Genomic DNA, 16530 nt, shown 5'->3' on the forward strand with positions numbered 1-16530 from the left:
GGTGCGTGGTTATTCGGTTTCCAGATCGATGTCGATACCGAGCGAGCGGATCTCTTTGATCAACACGTTGAAGGATTCCGGCATGCCGGGCTCCATACGGTGATCGCCGTCCACGATGTTCTTGTACATCTTGGTCCGCCCGTTCACGTCGTCCGACTTGACCGTGAGCATTTCCTGCAGGGTGTAGGCGGCACCGTACGCCTCCAGGGCCCAGACCTCCATCTCCCCGAAACGCTGACCACCGAACTGCGCTTTACCACCCAGCGGCTGCTGGGTGACCAGGCTATAGGAACCAGTGGAGCGCGCGTGCATCTTGTCGTCGACCAGGTGGTTCAGCTTGAGCATGTACATGTAACCGACAGTGGTCGTACGCTCGAATTTGTTCCCCGTCCGACCATCGAACAGCTGCATCTGGCCGCTTTCCGGTAGATCCGCCAGCTTCAGCATGGCCTTGATCTCGCGCTCCTTGGCACCATCGAATACCGGGGTCGCCATGGGCACGCCACCGCGCAGGTTCTTGGCCAGATCCAGCACTTCCTGGTCGCTAAACTCGTCCAGATTTTCCTGACGGCCACCGATCTCGTTGTAGATCTCAGTCAGGAACTTGCGCAGCTCCGCGACCTTGCGCTGCTCTTCCAGCATGCGGTTGATCTTCTCGCCCAGACCCTTGGCGGCAAGGCCCAGGTGCGTTTCGAGAATCTGACCGACGTTCATACGCGAAGGTACGCCCAGCGGGTTCAACACGATGTCTACAGGCGTGCCGTTGGCATCGTGAGGCATGTCTTCAACCGGCATGATGACCGAGACGACACCTTTGTTACCGTGACGACCTGCCATCTTGTCGCCCGGCTGGATGCGACGCTTGATCGCCAGGTAAACCTTGACGATCTTCAGTACGCCTGGCGCCAGGTCATCGCCCTGCTGCAGTTTGCGCTTCTTGTCTTCGAACTTATCATCGAGAAGCTGACGGCGGTCGGAAATATAGGCCTGCGCCTTTTCCAGCTGCTCGTTCAGTGCGTCTTCGGCCATGCGCAGCTTGAACCACTGCCCATGCTCAAGACCGTCGAGCATCTCGTCAGTGATGACGGCGCCCTTCTTGAGACCGGCACCACCCTCGACAGTCGCGCCAACAAGAGCGGAGCGCAGGCGTTCAAATGTCGCACCTTCGACAATACGGAACTCTTCGTTGAGGTCCTTGCGGATCTCGTCTAGCTGCATCTTCTCGATAGCCAGCGCACGGGAGTCACGCTCAACACCGTCACGAATGAACACCTGAACGTCGATGACAGTACCCTTGGTGCCGGTCGGCACGCGTAGGGAGGTGTCCTTAACGTCAGAAGCCTTCTCACCGAAGATGGCACGTAGCAGCTTTTCTTCTGGCGTCAGCTGGGTTTCGCCTTTTGGCGTGACTTTGCCTACCAGAATGTCGCCAGCGCCTACTTCAGCACCAACGTAAACGATGCCCGCCTCGTCCAGCTTGTTCAGCGCAGCTTCGCCCACGTTCGGAATGTCCGCCGTGATCTCTTCTGGGCCGAGCTTGGTGTCACGAGAAACGCAAGTCAGTTCCTGAATGTGGATGGTGGTGAAACGGTCTTCTTGAACCACACGTTCCGACAGGAGGATCGAGTCTTCGAAGTTGTAGCCGTTCCAGGGCATGAACGCGACGCGCATGTTCTGCCCGAGCGCCAACTCGCCCATGTCAGTGGACGGACCGTCTGCCATGATGTCGCCGCGCTCGACCACATCACCCTTGCTCACCAGCGGACGCTGGTTGATGCAGGTGTTCTGGTTGGAGCGGGTGTACTTGGTCAGGTTGTAGATGTCGACACCGGCTTCACCGGTTTCAACTTCCGCATCATGCACACGCACGACCACACGGCTTGCGTCGACCGAATCGATCACGCCGCCACGACGAGCAACAACACAAACGCCGGAGTCACGAGCTACGTTGCGCTCCATCCCGGTGCCGACCAGCGGCTTATCCGAACGCAGCGTCGGTACGGCCTGACGCTGCATGTTCGAGCCCATCAACGCGCGGTTGGCGTCGTCGTGCTCGAGAAATGGAATCAACGAAGCAGCAACGGATACGACCTGCTTTGGCGATACGTCCATCAGGGTCACGTCTTCCGGCGCCTTGACCGTGAATTCGTTCTGATGACGAACAGCAACCAGCTCGTCGACCAACTTGCGGCCGTCCAGCTTGGCGCTGGCCTGCGCGATCACATGGTCCGCTTCTTCGATCGCCGACAGGAACACGATCTCGTCGGTGACTTCGCCTTCCTTCACAACGCGGTACGGACTTTCCAGGAAGCCGTACTGATTGGTACGGGCATACGCAGCCAACGAGTTGATCAAGCCGATGTTCGGACCTTCCGGGGTCTCGATCGGGCACACACGGCCGTAATGGGTCGGGTGTACGTCGCGCACTTCAAAGCCTGCGCGCTCACGGGTCAGACCGCCCGGGCCGAGCGCGGAGACACGACGCTTGTGCGTGATCTCCGACAGCGGGTTGTTCTGGTCCATGAACTGTGACAGCTGGCTGGAGCCGAAGAATTCCTTCACCGCCGCCGCAACCGGCTTCGCGTTGATCAGATCCTGCGGCATCAAGCCTTCGCTTTCGGCCATCGACAGACGTTCCTTGACCGCACGCTCTACGCGCACCAAGCCGACACGGAACTGATTCTCAGCCATCTCGCCAACACAGCGGACGCGACGGTTACCCAGGTGGTCGATATCGTCGACTACACCTTTGCCGTTACGAATGTCGACCAGCGTCTTCAATACTGCAACGATGTCTTCGCGACTGAGAACGCCCGAACCTTCGATCTCGGTACGACCGATACGACGGTTGAACTTCATCCGGCCAACGGCCGACAGATCGTAGCGTTCTGATGCGAAGAACAGATTGTTGAACAGCGTCTCGGCAGCGTCCTTGGTTGGCGGCTCGCCAGGACGCATCATGCGATAGATCTCGACCAGCGCTTCGAGCTGGTTGGTTGTCGAATCGATTTTCAGCGTGTCTGAAATGAACGGACCACAATCGATATCGTTGGTATACAAGGTCTCGAACCGAACAACCTGTGCCTTGACCAGTTTGGCCAACACTTCTACGGTCAGCTCGGTGTTGCATTCGGCAATGATTTCTCCAGTCGCCGGATGCACGATAGCCTTCGCCGTGGTGCGCCCTAGGACGTAGTCCATAGGCATGTCGAGCGCTTTGATACCAGACTTGTCGAGCTGATTGATATGGCGCGCGGTAATGCGGCGACCCTGCTCAACGATCACTTTCCCGTTCTCGTCGGTGATATCGAACGAGGCGATTTCGCCGCGCAGACGCTGCGGAACCAGCTCAAGGCTTAGCGCTTCGCCCTTAACGTGGAACACGTTGGTGTCGTAGAACGCGTCGAGGATTTCTTCAGTGCCGTAATTCAACGCTCGCAGAAGCACCGAGGCAGGCAGCTTGCGGCGACGGTCGATACGCACGAAAACCGCGTCCTTCGGATCGAACTCGAAGTCCAGCCACGAGCCACGATACGGAATGATACGCGCGGAATACAGCAACTTGCCGGAGCTGTGGGTCTTGCCACGATCGTGATCGAAGAAGACACCTGGAGAACGGTGCAACTGAGACACGATAACGCGCTCGGTACCGTTGATGATGAAGGTACCGTTCTCGGTCATCAGGGGAATTTCCCCCATGTAGACTTCTTGTTCCTTGATGTCCTTGATCGCTTTGCTGGACGATTCTTTATCAAAGATGATCAGGCGAACCTTTACCCGCAGCGGTACGGCAAAAGTCACGCCGCGCAACACGCATTCCTTTACGTCAAAGGCCGGGTCGCCCAGGCGATAGCCGACGTACTCCAGCGCCGCATTGCCGGAATAGCTGATTATCGGAAAAACGGATTTGAAGGCTGCATGCAAGCCAATATCGCGGAATTGATCCTTGGTCGCTCCCGCCTGCAGGAATTCGCGGTACGAATCCAGCTGGATGGCCAAAAGATACGGCACGTCCATCACGTGCGGTAACTTGCTAAAGTCCTTGCGGATTCGTTTTTTCTCAGTGTATGAGTAAGCCATCAGCGTTCCCCAGCTTGGTCACCTGCTTGTTTGGCCTCTCCCGACGGGAGCAGCCAGAAAATCTTGCGAATCCTGTGATTCGCACCGCCCACCGGAGCGGTTGTCTTCCGTTCAAACTGCCGAATACTCAACAGGCAGCTATAACGGAAAAAGGCCGGTGGCAAAAGCCACCAGCCATCAGCCTTACGCGAGTTGCTTCGGCTGTAGACGCAAGGTCGCGCTTACTTGAGCTCGACTTTAGCGCCTGCTTCTTCCAGGGCTTTCTTAGCAGCTTCGGCTTCGTCCTTGGAAACGCCTTCCTTGACCACGCCAGGGGCGCCATCAACGACTGCCTTGGCTTCTTTCAAGCCCAGACCGGTCAGCTCGCGAACTGCCTTGATCACGTTTACTTTCTTTTCGCCAGCTTCCAGCAGCATGACGTTGAATTCAGTCTGCTCTTCAGCAGCGGCAGCAGCCGGGCCGGCAGCAGCGACGGTAGCAGCTGCAGCGGTCACACCGAACTTCTCTTCCATTGCCTTGATCAGTTCAACAACCTGCATCACGGACATGTCAGAAACGGCGTTGATGATGTCTTCGTTGGTCAGAGCCATGACTCTAAATTCCTGTATATGGTTGACGGCCTGCGGCCATCTAATTCAAAAGAAAATCGAAAAATGCTGCGCGCGAGTTAGGCCGCGGCTGCTTCTTTCTGGTCGCGAACGGCCGCCAATGTACGAGCCAGCTTGCTGGTAGCGCCTTGCATCACGCTCATCAGCTGGGAAATCGCCTCATCATAGGTCGGCAGAGTTGCCAAAGCGTCGATCTGGTTGGCTGCTATGAGCTGACCTTCAAATGCGGCTGCCTTGATCTCGAACTTATCCTGACCCTTGGCAAACTCCTTGAAGATGCGAGCAGCAGCGCCCGGATGTTCATTGGAGAAAGCAATAAGGGTCGGGCCTTTGAACACGTCATTGAGCACATCGTACTGAGTGCCTTCAACAGCGCGGCGCAGCAGGGTATTACGTACTACACGCACATATACACCAGCCTCGCGGGCCTCTTTACGGAGTCCGGTCATGGCCGACACAGTCACGCCACGGGCATCGGCCACGACAGCGGACAGGGCAGCTTTGGCAGCCTCGTTGACTTCAGCGACGATGGCTTTCTTGTCTTCGAGTTTGATTGCCACGGGTTCTTACTCCTGGATGTTACCGGTTCGCCCAATCGAAACTGGACGGGTTTTGGTGTCTGATTCGGTACGAATCGGGAGCACCTCTGCGTAGGCTTGAAAAAGCAGAGCTTCTACTGTTTAAGACTTCCGTCGCCTACGGTCTTGGATAGCCCCCGCCAGGCAGGGACCCCAATGTGTCGCACCCTGCCAAGCAGGGCGCAATATGCCTTACGCCTCGAGCGACGCCTGATCGATGATCAAGCCTGGACCCATGGTGGTGCTCAGGGTGACGCGCTTGACATAGATACCTTTGGAAGTGGACGGCTTCAGACGCTTGAGGTCCGAGAGCAGCGCTTCGACGTTCTGCTTCAACTGACCAGCTTCGAAACCAACTTTGCCGACCGATGTATGAATGATACCGTTCTTGTCAGTACGGAAGCGCACCTGACCGGCCTTCGCGTTCTTTACGGCAGTCGCAACGTCTGGCGTCACGGTACCGACCTTCGGGTTTGGCATCAGGCCGCGAGGACCAAGGATCTGACCCAGCTGGCCAACTACGCGCATGGCATCCGGCGAAGCGATAACGACGTCATAGTTCAGGTCGCCGCCTTTCATTTCGGCAGCCAGTTCATCCATACCAACGCGATCAGCACCTGCAGCCAGAGCAGCCTCTGCGGCCGGCCCTTGCGTGAACACGGCGACGCGAACGGTCTTGCCGGTGCCGTTAGGCAGAACGGTAGCGCCGCGCACAACCTGGTCGGATTTACGCGGATCAACACCGAGGTTGATAGCGATATCGAAGGACTCGGTGAACTTTACTGCGGACAGCTGAGCCAACAAAGTGGCGGCATCCTCGAACGAGTACTGCTTGCCCGCTTCGATTTTTTCAGCAAAAGTCTTCTGGCGTTTGGTCAGCTTAGCCATTACACACCCTCCACGTTCAGGCCCATGCTGCGGGCAGAGCCGGCAATGGTGCGCACAGCCGCATCCAGATCAGCAGCGGTCAAATCGGCATTCTTGGTCTTCGCTATCTCTTCAAGTTGAGCACGGGTAACAGTGCCGACTTTCTGAGTATTCGGGCGAGCAGAACCACTGCTGATGCCAGCAGCCTTCTTCAGCAGAACTGCAGCTGGCGTACTCTTGGTCTCGAATGTGAAGCTGCGGTCGCTATATACGGTAATGATTACCGGTGTTGGCAGACCTGGCTCCTGGCCTTGAGTACGAGCGTTAAACGCCTTACAGAATTCCATGATGTTGACACCATGCTGACCCAATGCTGGGCCAACTGGCGGCGACGGGTTGGCCTGACCGGCCTTTACCTGAAGCTTGATATAAGCTTGAATCTTCTTAGCCATAAATACTCCATTCTGGGTGCTAACGCCTTTCGGCTCCCCTGCTCACTTGAATATCCCAGTGACAACAAAACCCCGCAGCCATCAGCTGCGGGGTACGGGATTCTATTTCAGCTAGACCTTTTCGACCTGACTGAACTCCAACTCTACCGGTGTTGAACGACCAAAGATGAGCACCGCAACTTGGATGCGACTCTTCTCGTAGTTGACTTCCTCGACAACACCATTGAAATCAGCAAACGGACCATCAGCAACACGCACGACCTCGCCGGGCTCAAACAGCGTCTTCGGCTTCGGCTTATCGCTACCGTCTGCAACGCGACGCAAAATAGCCTCTGCTTCCTTGTCAGTGATCGGCGCGGGCTTGTCAGCGGTACCACCAATGAAGCCCATCACTCTCGGCGTATCCTTTACCAGGTGCCAAGCGCCCTCTGCCATATCCATCTGAACAAGAACGTAACCCGGAAAGAACTTGCGCTCACTCTTGCGCTTCTGACCGTTACGCATCTCGACCACTTCTTCAGTGGGAACAAGAATCTCGCCGAAATGATCCTCCATGCCGGCAAGCTTGATGCGCTCGATCAGCGAGCGCATCACGTGCTTCTCGTAACCCGAGTAAGCATGAACGACGTACCAACGCTTAGCCACGGGACACCCTTAACCTACAATCATGGAAACCAGCCAACCGAGCAGGGAATCGAGCCCCCACAACAGCAGCGCCATCACCAGCACGACCGCAACAACAATAAGTGTGGTCTGAGTGGTTTCTTGACGGGTCGGCCAGACGACTTTTCGGATCTCGACTCGCGCTTCTTTCAAAAGAATGAAGAAAGAACGACCTTTAGACGTCTGCAGCGCCACAAAGGCAGCGACAACAGCAAACACGAGCAGAGCAAGAACTCTGTACAGAATAGGCTCGGCGGCATAATACTGATTACCCACCACAGCCACGACCACCAAAGCAGCCACAACAAGCCACTTCACCAGATCGAAGCGCGAGTCTTTGGCTTCTGCTTTGACATTCATCTGCTAGAACCCTGTAAATACTGCCAAACTCGATATTGAATTTGGCAGGCCAGGAGGGAATCGAACCCCCAACCTGCGGTTTTGGAGACCGCCGCTCTGCCAATTGAGCTACTGGCCTAACAAGAGTCAGGCCGACTATTATGCCGGCCCGAATAGATCAGATCAATCGATTATTCGATGATCTTGGCAACCACGCCGGCACCAACGGTACGGCCGCCTTCGCGAATCGCGAAGCGCAGACCATCTTCCATGGCGATCGGAGCGATCAGGGTGACAACCATCTTGATGTTGTCGCCCGGCATTACCATCTCAACGCCTTCTGGCAGTTCGCAGTTACCGGTGACGTCAGTAGTACGGAAGTAGAACTGCGGACGGTAGCCTTTGAAGAACGGAGTGTGACGGCCGCCTTCTTCCTTGCTCAGTACGTAGACTTCGCCTTCGAACTTGGTGTGCGGCTTGATGGTGCCCGGCTTGGCCAGAACCTGACCACGCTCGACGTCATCACGCTTGGTACCACGCAGCAGCACGCCGACGTTCTCACCTGCACGACCTTCGTCGAGCAGCTTACGGAACATCTCAACACCGGTGCAGGTAGTCTTGGTCGTGGCACGGATACCAACGATTTCGATTTCTTCCTGAACTTTGACGATACCGCGCTCAACACGACCAGTCACAACGGTACCGCGACCGGAGATCGAGAACACGTCTTCGATTGGCATCAGGAACGGCTTGTCGATGGCACGCTCAGGCTCTGGGATGTAGCTGTCCAGAGTTTCGACCAGCTTACGCACGGCCGATACGCCCATTTCGTTGTCGTCCTGACCATTCAGCGCCATCAGCGCAGAACCGATAATGATCGGAGTGTCGTCACCCGGGAAGTCGTAGGTCGACAGCAGGTCACGCACTTCCATCTCAACCAGCTCAAGCAGCTCAGCGTCATCCACCATGTCCGCCTTGTTCAGGAAGACAACGATGTAAGGAACGCCAACCTGACGAGACAACAGGATGTGCTCACGCGTCTGCGGCATGGGGCCGTCAGCTGCGGAGCAAACCAGGATCGCGCCGTCCATCTGCGCAGCACCGGTGATCATGTTCTTCACATAGTCAGCGTGGCCTGGGCAGTCAACGTGGGCGTAGTGACGGATCGAGGAATCATATTCAACGTGGGAGGTGTTGATGGTGATACCACGAGCCTTCTCTTCCGGCGCGTTGTCGATCTGCGAGAAGTCACGCGCAGAGCCGCCCCAAGTTTCAGCACAGACCTTGGTCAGCGCTGCGGTGAGCGTGGTTTTGCCATGGTCGACGTGACCAATGGTACCGACGTTCAGGTGCGGTTTGTTACGTTCGAATTTTTCTTTAGCCATCGAGACCGTCTCCCATCGTTGAATTGAGCTAGTCACGCCACCATTAAAACAAAGGCAGATATATACATATCTGCCTTTGAGATTGGAGCTCATGAGCGGATTTGAACCGCTGACCTCACCCTTACCAAGGGTGTGCTCTACCAGCTGAGCTACATGAGCGCATCATGTTGCGCGATACAAACTTGGAGCGGGTAGCGGGAATCGAACCCGCATCATCAGCTTGGAAGGCTGAGGTTCTACCACTAAACTATACCCGCGCTAGCCTGAGCCGACGCTGAAAACTGGTGGAGGGGGAAGGATTCGAACCTTCGAAGTCGATGACGTCAGATTTACAGTCTGATCCCTTTGGCCGCTCGGGAACCCCTCCAAAACGAGGGCGCATTTTCAATGCCCTCATCTGCACTGTCAAGCTTTTTCTCAATAAAATCCTGAGGTTAGCTTGCACTACAGTTGCCCCACCACCAGCCATAAAGGCTCAGCTGCGGAGCGGGCGCCATTCTATGAGAACTATTCTAAGTTTGCAATGCTTGAGCAGGGCATTTGTTGATGCTCAAGTTCAGGAAAATCTCTCATGAGATCGCGAAGCAACGGCTCGCCAAGAAGATGCTGTCGCGCTCCTGCCACCTGCACCCAATAGCTGCGATGGGTTCTCGGCAGCTCGCGGATCGACGCAGCATAATCAATCCCCTGAAGACGGCTTACAACGCTTTCAGCCGAGTCTTTGCGGGAGAATATCCCCAAGGAAATCCCGTTAGAAAGATCGCCTACCGTGATTATATAGCTGTCTATATTGCGGGACTGTAGCTCTCTCAACTGACGGAGAGATGCCTGCCGGGATACCAGTGGCGGCAAATATACCCAGTAATCGATGCCCGCAGCCTCATCGACAGACTTGACGCGAGAATCGATGTCCCGGCTCAGTAAACGCTGCTCAATGGCCAGCGCCATCGACTCCTGATCGAAACCACCGAGAAATAGACAGCCAGCGTCTTCGTCATTTGAAGACACACGGGGCGCTAGTGACTTAGTTTCGCTAAGCAGCTTTAGATCCGCCCCAGAAGAAGCACGAGCCGTTTTTACCTCCCCCTCAACGAGCGGAGATCGCTGGTTAAGGTTATAGAGGTAAAACAGGAGATTCAGCACTACCAGCAGCATTAAAAGCCAGCGCATGGATACCTCTTTAGGGGCAGGCTATCGCGAGCCCCCTGAAAACCAGATCCGGCACACATCTCACCCCGGGAAGGTCTGCAACCAGCGCTGCATCTCCCCCGGTAACATAGATGGTGAAGTCTTTTCCTAATTGATCTTCAGCTAGGCCAATCTGACTGGCGACATAGCTTCGCAACATGATCAAACAACCCCGCTCGACACCTTCAGCAGTGCTTCTACCTGGTGTAATGGCACCCAACGCAACGGAAGTCTCAGCAGGCTCGTACTGGATGCGACGTGTATGCGCAACCAGCTGACCACGTAAAAGCGCGATGCCTGGCGCTATATAACCACCAAGGTGAACACCCCCACAGGCCACCAAATCTACGGTGACGGCAGTACCCAAGTCGATGATCAGGCACGGCCCTTGGCACATGCCATACGCAGCGATGATTGCCAACCAACGGTCCAGCCCCAAGCGGCCCTGGTCCCGATAACCATTTGTAACCCCAGCGACGTCCTTGGCCGGGCACACCCTCAACACCTCCACTCCCAATGCACTAGATAGAACATCTACCAGCGCACAGATTTCCTCTTCGCTCCTGACACTGACCAAGCGGCAGCGAGTAATTTTTCCGACACCATGGACCAGCAACTCCTGCGCCAGGTCAGCCGCTTGGCTCGTGACACTGGAGGCTAGCAACGACCCATCTGCAGCCGATATCACGCGCCACTTAATGAGGCTGTTGCCACAATCCAGTTCAAGAATCATGATCGAGCCTCAAGCTTAATTCCCCACCACTAAAGCACTGCTCTCCGCGCCCTTCGATCCATAGGCGCAGCGCCCCCTGCTCATCAATACCATTCATTACACCCTTAACCTGCTGGGCGCCGGTACTTAAGACACAGCTCTTACCGTACCAGATATTGTTTGCTTCCCACTCCTCTCGCAACGAGGAGAAGCCTTCACGGGAGTGCCTGCCTATATAGTGATACATGGACTCACTGAGAAACTGCGACAGGTCAGCGCGACTCGCCAAGCGCCCCGTCTGTTCCCGCACAGTCGTCCAAGGCTGGCCGATGTTCAGGGATCCTGGCCTCATGTTTACATTCACCCCAATTCCAATAATCACATGACATGCGTCTGCCGGATCACCATTTAACTCAATCAGAATGCCAGCGATCTTCCTACCGTCCGCATATACATCGTTTGGCCACTTTAACCCCACACCTTCAACACCTAAGCGGCGAAGAGCACGTAGTACAGCCAGACCAACGACCAGGCTCAATCCAGATAGGCCCTGAATACCGTTTGAAACCTTCAACGCTAAGCTGTAATAGATATTCTGAGCGGGAGGACTCGCCCATTCGCGCCCTCTTCGGCCTCGCCCTGCAGTTTGCCCCTCCGCCATTACCACAAACGGCGCTGGAACGCCCGACTGTAGCAACCTTAACGCCTCAGCATTAGTAGAGTCGGTAGTCTCGAGCAGATAGAGCCGCCAGCCAAGGCGATCCGCTACAGCGAAACTGTCTTCGTAATTTAATAGCGAAAGCGGCTCTGCTAAGCGATAACCCTTCCCGGGCACTTTGAATAGTTCTAGGCCGCAGTCACTCTCGAATCGCTGCAGATATTTCCAGACTGCACTCCGACTTACACCAAGAGCAAGCCCTAGCTCTTCGCCGGAATGAAAGCGACCGTCACTGAGTAACCGTAGCAAGTTATTCATACCCCCTCCTTCAAGCGGTGAAATTAAGACCGCCAGCGCCAAGGTACATCGATTTTATTGCACTCAAAGACAAACCCCCGATCCTCTTACGAAGATCGGGGGTTTGGTGTAGAAGCTTGACGATGACCTACTCTCACATGGGGAAGCCCCACACTACCATCGGCGATGCGTCGTTTCACTACTGAGTTCGGCGAATTCGCCATCCGTGCAAGCCTTTATTTTCGATAACTTCTTGATTTACAAGAGGTTTCGCTAAAGGCCTGCGCCGGAGAAGGTGCGCATTATAGGCACTCAGATTCTCACGTCAACGGTTGTTTTGGGTTTTTCACTGCCCACGTATTTCTGACACAGCCCCCATGAAGCCATCCTTATATAGAGGCATACGACATGGAGTAATGGCGATGCTAGAAGAGGCACGGCAGACCACCGTTGGCCGTTAAGGTTCGCCGCAAAAACCTGCTGAGCAGTTAACTGCTACACATATTGGACATTCATAGCCGGACAAAAGGGCCAGCACACCGTTAGTTGGAAACCACTTCACAGTCACCGCGAGAGGCCACGCCTAGGATGCGCACCTCAAGGCGTACATATACGCCGCAATTACCGCGCATGAAGCGCCCAGCAATGCAGCTTAGCTGCCTGCTGGAACCAGTTGAGTCATGGAATGACGTTCTCTACCCAGCTGGCAGCTCGCTATCTTGAGCTAGCCAACTCGCCCATAGCAGCAGGCTCGTTCGCAGGCGAAGACGCTCGCTACGCGCCCGAGTACGAAATACTTGAGCAAGAGCTAGGCAAAGCTTCCTCTGTTCACGTCGCAGGGGCTGTAGATTGGGAAGTCATTCGTAATGGCAGCGAACATCTCTTAGCGACAAGGACTAAAGACCTAAAACTAGCGTCTTGGCTCACCTGGAGCTTGTATCAGCAGGATTCGTTCGTTGGGCTCCATGCCGGTCTCGCCATGGTCGGCCGCCTGTGCCGAGATCACTGGAACGAAATCCATCCTCTTAAACCACGCACTCGAGCAGCAGCCATCAGCTGGCTGGTGCCACGCCTGGAGCAGGTGCTGGCAGATCATGTTCCGATGGGCGAGCAGCTCTCGTTGTTCGAACAGGTTGCAATTGAACTACGAAATCTTGAGAACTGCCTTGCTAGCCATCTAGGCACGCAGGCCCCTTTGCTTCTGCCTCTCTGCCGACGGCTCGACGAAATGGTTAAGCGTGCCGGCAATGCCCATCCACACCAGGGGCCCGTCGGCACAGCCATAGCCCAGGTCAAACAAGCCGCTGCTCAGGTCTTTAACTCAATTGCACTAGTCGAGCATGAAAAGGACGCGCACAAAAGCCTGCGTAGCCTGCAAGACCAGGCACGCCCACTGTGCAGCTGGTGGCTTAAGCAGAAAGCTACCGACCTGAAGCCGCTTCGTCTGGCGCGTACGCTGCTATGGCTGCCGATCGACATCCTGCCGGAGCGTAACGCCGAGCAGATTACTGCCCTACGCGGCGTCCCGGCAGACAAGCTTGCCAGCTATCGCGAGCGTTTCGCACAAGGGCTCTATGCTGATCTGCTAACAGATCTGGAGACGAGCATAGCGCGGGCCCCTTTCTGGCTCGACGGTCAACGCCTGGCCTGGGAATGCTTGAACGAGCTCGACGCAGAACAGGCGATGCGGGAGGTTGAAATCCAGCTCGCGCTGTTCCTGCAACGCATGCCGGGCCTCGACGAGCTGCGTTTTCATGATGGCGCCCCTTTCGCCGATGCCGAAACCCGCGCCTGGATCAGCGCTCGAGTGATGCCGCACGTACAACCGTCACAGGCACCGAGCGAATCGATCAGCAACCAGAGCGGTACGACGCCCGCCTGGGAAGAAGCGCTTCAAGACGTTCTGCCACACCTGCGCAAGGACGGCCTCAAGAGCGCCGTACAAAAGCTCAAGCTCGGGCTTAACCAGGCACGAGGTGGGCGTGAGCGTTTCTTCTGGCAACTGACGTTGGCCCGCCTGTGCTTTCAGGCCAAAAAATACGACCTGGCCAAAACCCAGCTCGAATCGCTCGATCAGACGCTGCAGGCCACAGGCCTCGGCGATTGGGAACCCGATCTCGCCCTCGAGGTGCTGCGTCTGTTGCATAGCTGCTGCGAGCTGCTGCCGCAGAACCACGCCGTGCGTGAAAGCAAGGATGAGATTTACCGCAGGCTGTGCCACCTCGATCTCGAAGTGGTACTCGATTAGGCCCCCGGGCCGTAAACGCAAAGGAGAAGACCCATGGCCAAAGAAGGCTCGGTAGCCCCAAAAGAACGCATCAATGTCACCTTTAAGCCCTCGACCGGCGGCGCTCAGGAAGAGCTGGAGCTCCCACTGAAATTGATGGTGCTCGGCGACTTCACTCAGCGCCCTGACGACCGCAAGATCGAAGACCGCAAGCCGATCGCCATCGACAAGAACAGCTTCGACGAAGTCTTGGCCAAGCAGGAGCTGAACCTCACCTTCTCGGTGCCAAACCGCCTGCAGGATGAGCCCACCGACGAAGAGCTGGCCGTGCAGCTGAACATCAACTCGATGAAGGACTTCAACCCGGCCAACCTGGTCGAGCAAGTTCCGGAACTGAAGAAGCTGATGGAACTGCGCGACGCGCTGGTCGCACTCAAAGGCCCGCTGGGCAACGCCCCGGCCTTCCGCAAAGCGATCGAAAGCGTGCTAGCCGATGACGTCTCGCGCGACCGCGTACTCGGTGAGCTGGGCCTCGCCGCGAAAGAACAACTGGACGCCTGAATCTCCGACAAGGAAAGCCAACACAATGAGCATCAATGCAGCAGCCGTCGAAAGCGGCAAAAACCTAGCCGAGCTAGGCATCCTCGACCGCATCATCGCCGAAACCAAACTGACCCCCGATGACGAGGCTTATGACATCGCCAAGCGCGGCGTGTCGGCCTTCATCGAAGAACTGCTCAAGCCACAGAACGAACACGAGCCAGTCAAAAAGGCCATGGTCGACCGCATGATCGCGGAAATCGACGCCAAACTCAGCCGTCAGATGGACGAGATTCTCCACCACCAGCAATTCCAGGCGCTGGAATCCTCCTGGCGCGGCCTCAAGCTGCTGGTCGATCGCACCAACTTCCGCGAGAACATCAAGCTCGAGGTTCTCAACGCGTCCAAGCAGGACCTGCTCGACGATTTCGAAGACAGCCCGGAAGTCGTTCAATCCGGCCTGTACAAGCACATCTACACTGCTGAGTACGGCCAGTTTGGCGGCCAGCCGGTCGGCGCGCTTATCGCCAACTACTTCTTTGATCCGAGCGCACCTGACATCAAGACCATGCAGTACGTCGCGTCGGTTGCCAGCATGTCCCACGCGCCTTTCATCGCCGCGGCCGGTCCGAAGTTCTTCGGCTTGGAAAGCTTCACGGGTCTGCCGGACCTCAAGGACCTGAAGGATCACTTCGAAGGCCCGCAGTTTGCCAAATGGCAGAGCTTCCGCGAGCAGGAAGATGCCCGTTACGTCGGCCTGACCGTTCCACGCTTCCTGCTGCGCAACCCCTACGATCCGGAAGACAACCCGGTCAGATCCTTCGTTTACAAGGAAAACGTAGCCAACAGCCACGAGCATTACCTGTGGGGCAACACCGCCTACACGTTTGCTAGCCGTCTGACCGACAGCTTCGCCAAGTTCCGCTGGTGCCCGAACATCATCGGCCCACAGAGCGGCGGCGCGGTCGAGGACCTCCCCCTGCACCATTTTGAAAGCATGGGTGAGATCGAAACAAAGATCCCAACTGAAGTCCTCGTCTCCGACCGTCGTGAATACGAACTGGCCGATGAAGGCTTCATCGCCCTGACCATGCGCAAGGGCAGTGATAACGCTGCGTTCTTCTCGGCCAATTCCACACAGAAGCCGAAGTTCTTTGGCAACAGCGAAGAAGGCAAGAACGCTGAGCTCAATTACAAGCTCGGCACCCAGCTGCCCTACCTGTTCATCGTTAACCGCCTGGCGCACTACCTCAAAGTGCTGCAGCGCGAGCAGATCGGCGCCTGGAAAGAGCGCACCGACCTGGAGCTAGAACTGAACAAGTGGATCCGCCAGTACGTAGCTGACCAGGAGAATCCAAGCTCCGAAGTCCGTAGCCGTCGTCCGCTGCGCGCCGCGCAAGTGGTCGTCAGCGATGTCGAGGGTGAGCCGGGCTGGTACCGCGTTAGCCTGAACGTGCGTCCGCACTTCAAGTACATGGGTGCCGATTTCACCCTGTCCCTGGTTGGCAAGCTGGACAAGGAATAAGCATCCATGGCCTACGGCAGCCTTTTCGAACGCCTCGGAGGTGACGCCGACAAGCGCGCCGGCTGGAGTCGCGAAGTCGCGGCAATGGCTTCGGTGGCTGCCCATCTGGCCAAAATGCTCAGCACCCGAGCGGGCAGCGTGCAGACGTTGCCCGACTACGGGTTGCCCGATTTGAACGATATGCGCCTGTCGTTGCACGACTCGTTGCAACAGGCGCGCATCGCCATCGAACGCTTCATCGAGGCGTACGAACCGCGCTTGAGCCAGGTCCGGGTGATATCCCTGCCCCGCGACCACGATCCACTGAGCCTGTCTTTCGCCATCGAAGGCCTGCTGGAAATCGACGGATTCAAGCGTCACGTGAGTTTCTCCGCGAGCCTGGATGGCAGCGGACAAGTGAAAGTCCACTAA

Annotated in this window: 15 protein-coding genes and 4 tRNA genes; 4 read left to right on the forward strand and 15 right to left on the reverse strand. The window is 56.4% G+C overall.

All coding sequences use genetic code 11. The features are described 5' to 3' along the window. Positions 1 to 9: 9 nt before the first annotated feature. From rpoB to birA, 15 genes are all read right to left on the reverse strand, one after another. Positions 10 to 4080 (reverse strand): DNA-directed RNA polymerase subunit beta, encoded by a 4071-nt coding sequence (gene rpoB, locus ALTERO38_RS17000; RefSeq protein WP_159969089.1) that lies wholly within the window; start codon positions 4078 to 4080, stop codon positions 10 to 12. A gap of 221 nt (positions 4081 to 4301) precedes the next feature. After that, positions 4302 to 4670, reverse strand: coding sequence for a 50S ribosomal protein L7/L12 (rplL, locus tag ALTERO38_RS17005; RefSeq protein WP_102838131.1), 369 nt, complete (start codon positions 4668 to 4670; stop codon positions 4302 to 4304). 77 nt (positions 4671 to 4747) lie between these two features. Further along, complete coding sequence (rplJ, locus tag ALTERO38_RS17010) at positions 4748 to 5248, reverse strand: 50S ribosomal protein L10 (protein ID WP_102838132.1); 501 nt, start codon at positions 5246 to 5248, stop codon at positions 4748 to 4750. A gap of 210 nt (positions 5249 to 5458) precedes the next feature. Continuing rightward, positions 5459 to 6154, reverse strand: coding sequence for a 50S ribosomal protein L1 (gene rplA / locus ALTERO38_RS17015; protein WP_102838133.1), 696 nt, complete (start codon positions 6152 to 6154; stop codon positions 5459 to 5461). Next, complete coding sequence (rplK, locus tag ALTERO38_RS17020; RefSeq protein WP_102838134.1) at positions 6154 to 6585, reverse strand: 50S ribosomal protein L11; 432 nt, start codon at positions 6583 to 6585, stop codon at positions 6154 to 6156. The genes rplA and rplK overlap by 1 nt, the downstream gene beginning before the upstream one ends. A gap of 111 nt (positions 6586 to 6696) precedes the next feature. After that, complete coding sequence (gene nusG / locus ALTERO38_RS17025) at positions 6697 to 7230, reverse strand: transcription termination/antitermination protein NusG (protein WP_019342058.1); 534 nt, start codon at positions 7228 to 7230, stop codon at positions 6697 to 6699. Between the two features lie 9 nt (positions 7231 to 7239). Then, positions 7240 to 7608, reverse strand: coding sequence for a preprotein translocase subunit SecE (gene secE, locus ALTERO38_RS17030; RefSeq protein ID WP_148926961.1), 369 nt, complete (start codon positions 7606 to 7608; stop codon positions 7240 to 7242). A 42-nt stretch (positions 7609 to 7650) separates the two neighbouring features. Beyond that, a tRNA-Trp gene (locus ALTERO38_RS17035) sits at positions 7651 to 7726 on the reverse strand. Between the two features lie 52 nt (positions 7727 to 7778). Then, a complete protein-coding gene (gene tuf, locus ALTERO38_RS17040) occupies positions 7779 to 8972 on the reverse strand; it encodes an elongation factor Tu (protein WP_025240334.1) in 1194 nt (397 codons plus the stop codon). 83 nt (positions 8973 to 9055) lie between these two features. Further along, a tRNA-Thr gene (locus ALTERO38_RS17045) sits at positions 9056 to 9131 on the reverse strand. Positions 9132 to 9155: 24 nt separating this feature from the next. After that, a tRNA-Gly gene (locus ALTERO38_RS17050) sits at positions 9156 to 9229 on the reverse strand. Positions 9230 to 9254: 25 nt separating this feature from the next. Continuing rightward, positions 9255 to 9339, reverse strand: a tRNA-Tyr gene (locus ALTERO38_RS17055). A 140-nt stretch (positions 9340 to 9479) separates the two neighbouring features. Then, positions 9480 to 10142, reverse strand: coding sequence for an SPOR domain-containing protein (locus ALTERO38_RS17060; RefSeq protein ID WP_159969090.1), 663 nt, complete (start codon positions 10140 to 10142; stop codon positions 9480 to 9482). Positions 10143 to 10152: 10 nt separating this feature from the next. Beyond that, positions 10153 to 10893, reverse strand: a complete 741-nt coding sequence (locus tag ALTERO38_RS17065; RefSeq protein ID WP_159969091.1) for a type III pantothenate kinase — start codon at positions 10891 to 10893, stop codon at positions 10153 to 10155. Beyond that, positions 10883 to 11848, reverse strand: coding sequence for a bifunctional biotin--[acetyl-CoA-carboxylase] ligase/biotin operon repressor BirA (gene birA / locus ALTERO38_RS17070; protein ID WP_148926964.1), 966 nt, complete (start codon positions 11846 to 11848; stop codon positions 10883 to 10885). The genes ALTERO38_RS17065 and birA overlap by 11 nt, the downstream gene beginning before the upstream one ends. A 664-nt stretch (positions 11849 to 12512) precedes the next feature. Between birA and tssA the strand changes: the two genes are divergently transcribed. Genes tssA through tssE form a run of 4 tightly spaced genes read left to right on the forward strand, consistent with a single transcriptional unit; the run spans position 12513 to position 16530 of the window. Continuing rightward, positions 12513 to 14075 carry a type VI secretion system protein TssA gene (tssA, locus tag ALTERO38_RS17075; protein ID WP_159969092.1) on the forward strand — a complete coding sequence of 521 codons (1563 nt, stop codon included), beginning with the start codon at positions 12513 to 12515 and terminating at the stop codon, positions 14073 to 14075. Positions 14076 to 14108: 33 nt separating this feature from the next. Continuing rightward, on the forward strand, positions 14109 to 14615 hold the full coding sequence (tssB, locus tag ALTERO38_RS17080) for a type VI secretion system contractile sheath small subunit (RefSeq protein ID WP_019340452.1): 507 nt from the start codon (positions 14109 to 14111) through the stop codon (positions 14613 to 14615). Between the two features lie 25 nt (positions 14616 to 14640). Then, positions 14641 to 16119 carry a type VI secretion system contractile sheath large subunit gene (gene tssC / locus ALTERO38_RS17085; protein ID WP_159969093.1) on the forward strand — a complete coding sequence of 493 codons (1479 nt, stop codon included), beginning with the start codon at positions 14641 to 14643 and terminating at the stop codon, positions 16117 to 16119. Between the two features lie 6 nt (positions 16120 to 16125). Continuing rightward, positions 16126 to 16530, forward strand: a complete 405-nt coding sequence (gene tssE, locus ALTERO38_RS17090) for a type VI secretion system baseplate subunit TssE (protein WP_159969094.1) — start codon at positions 16126 to 16128, stop codon at positions 16528 to 16530.

It is taken from the genome of Pseudomonas sp. 9Ag (assembly GCF_902506445.1).
GTDB classification, from domain to species: Bacteria; Pseudomonadota; Gammaproteobacteria; order Pseudomonadales; family Pseudomonadaceae; genus Stutzerimonas; species Stutzerimonas stutzeri_AB.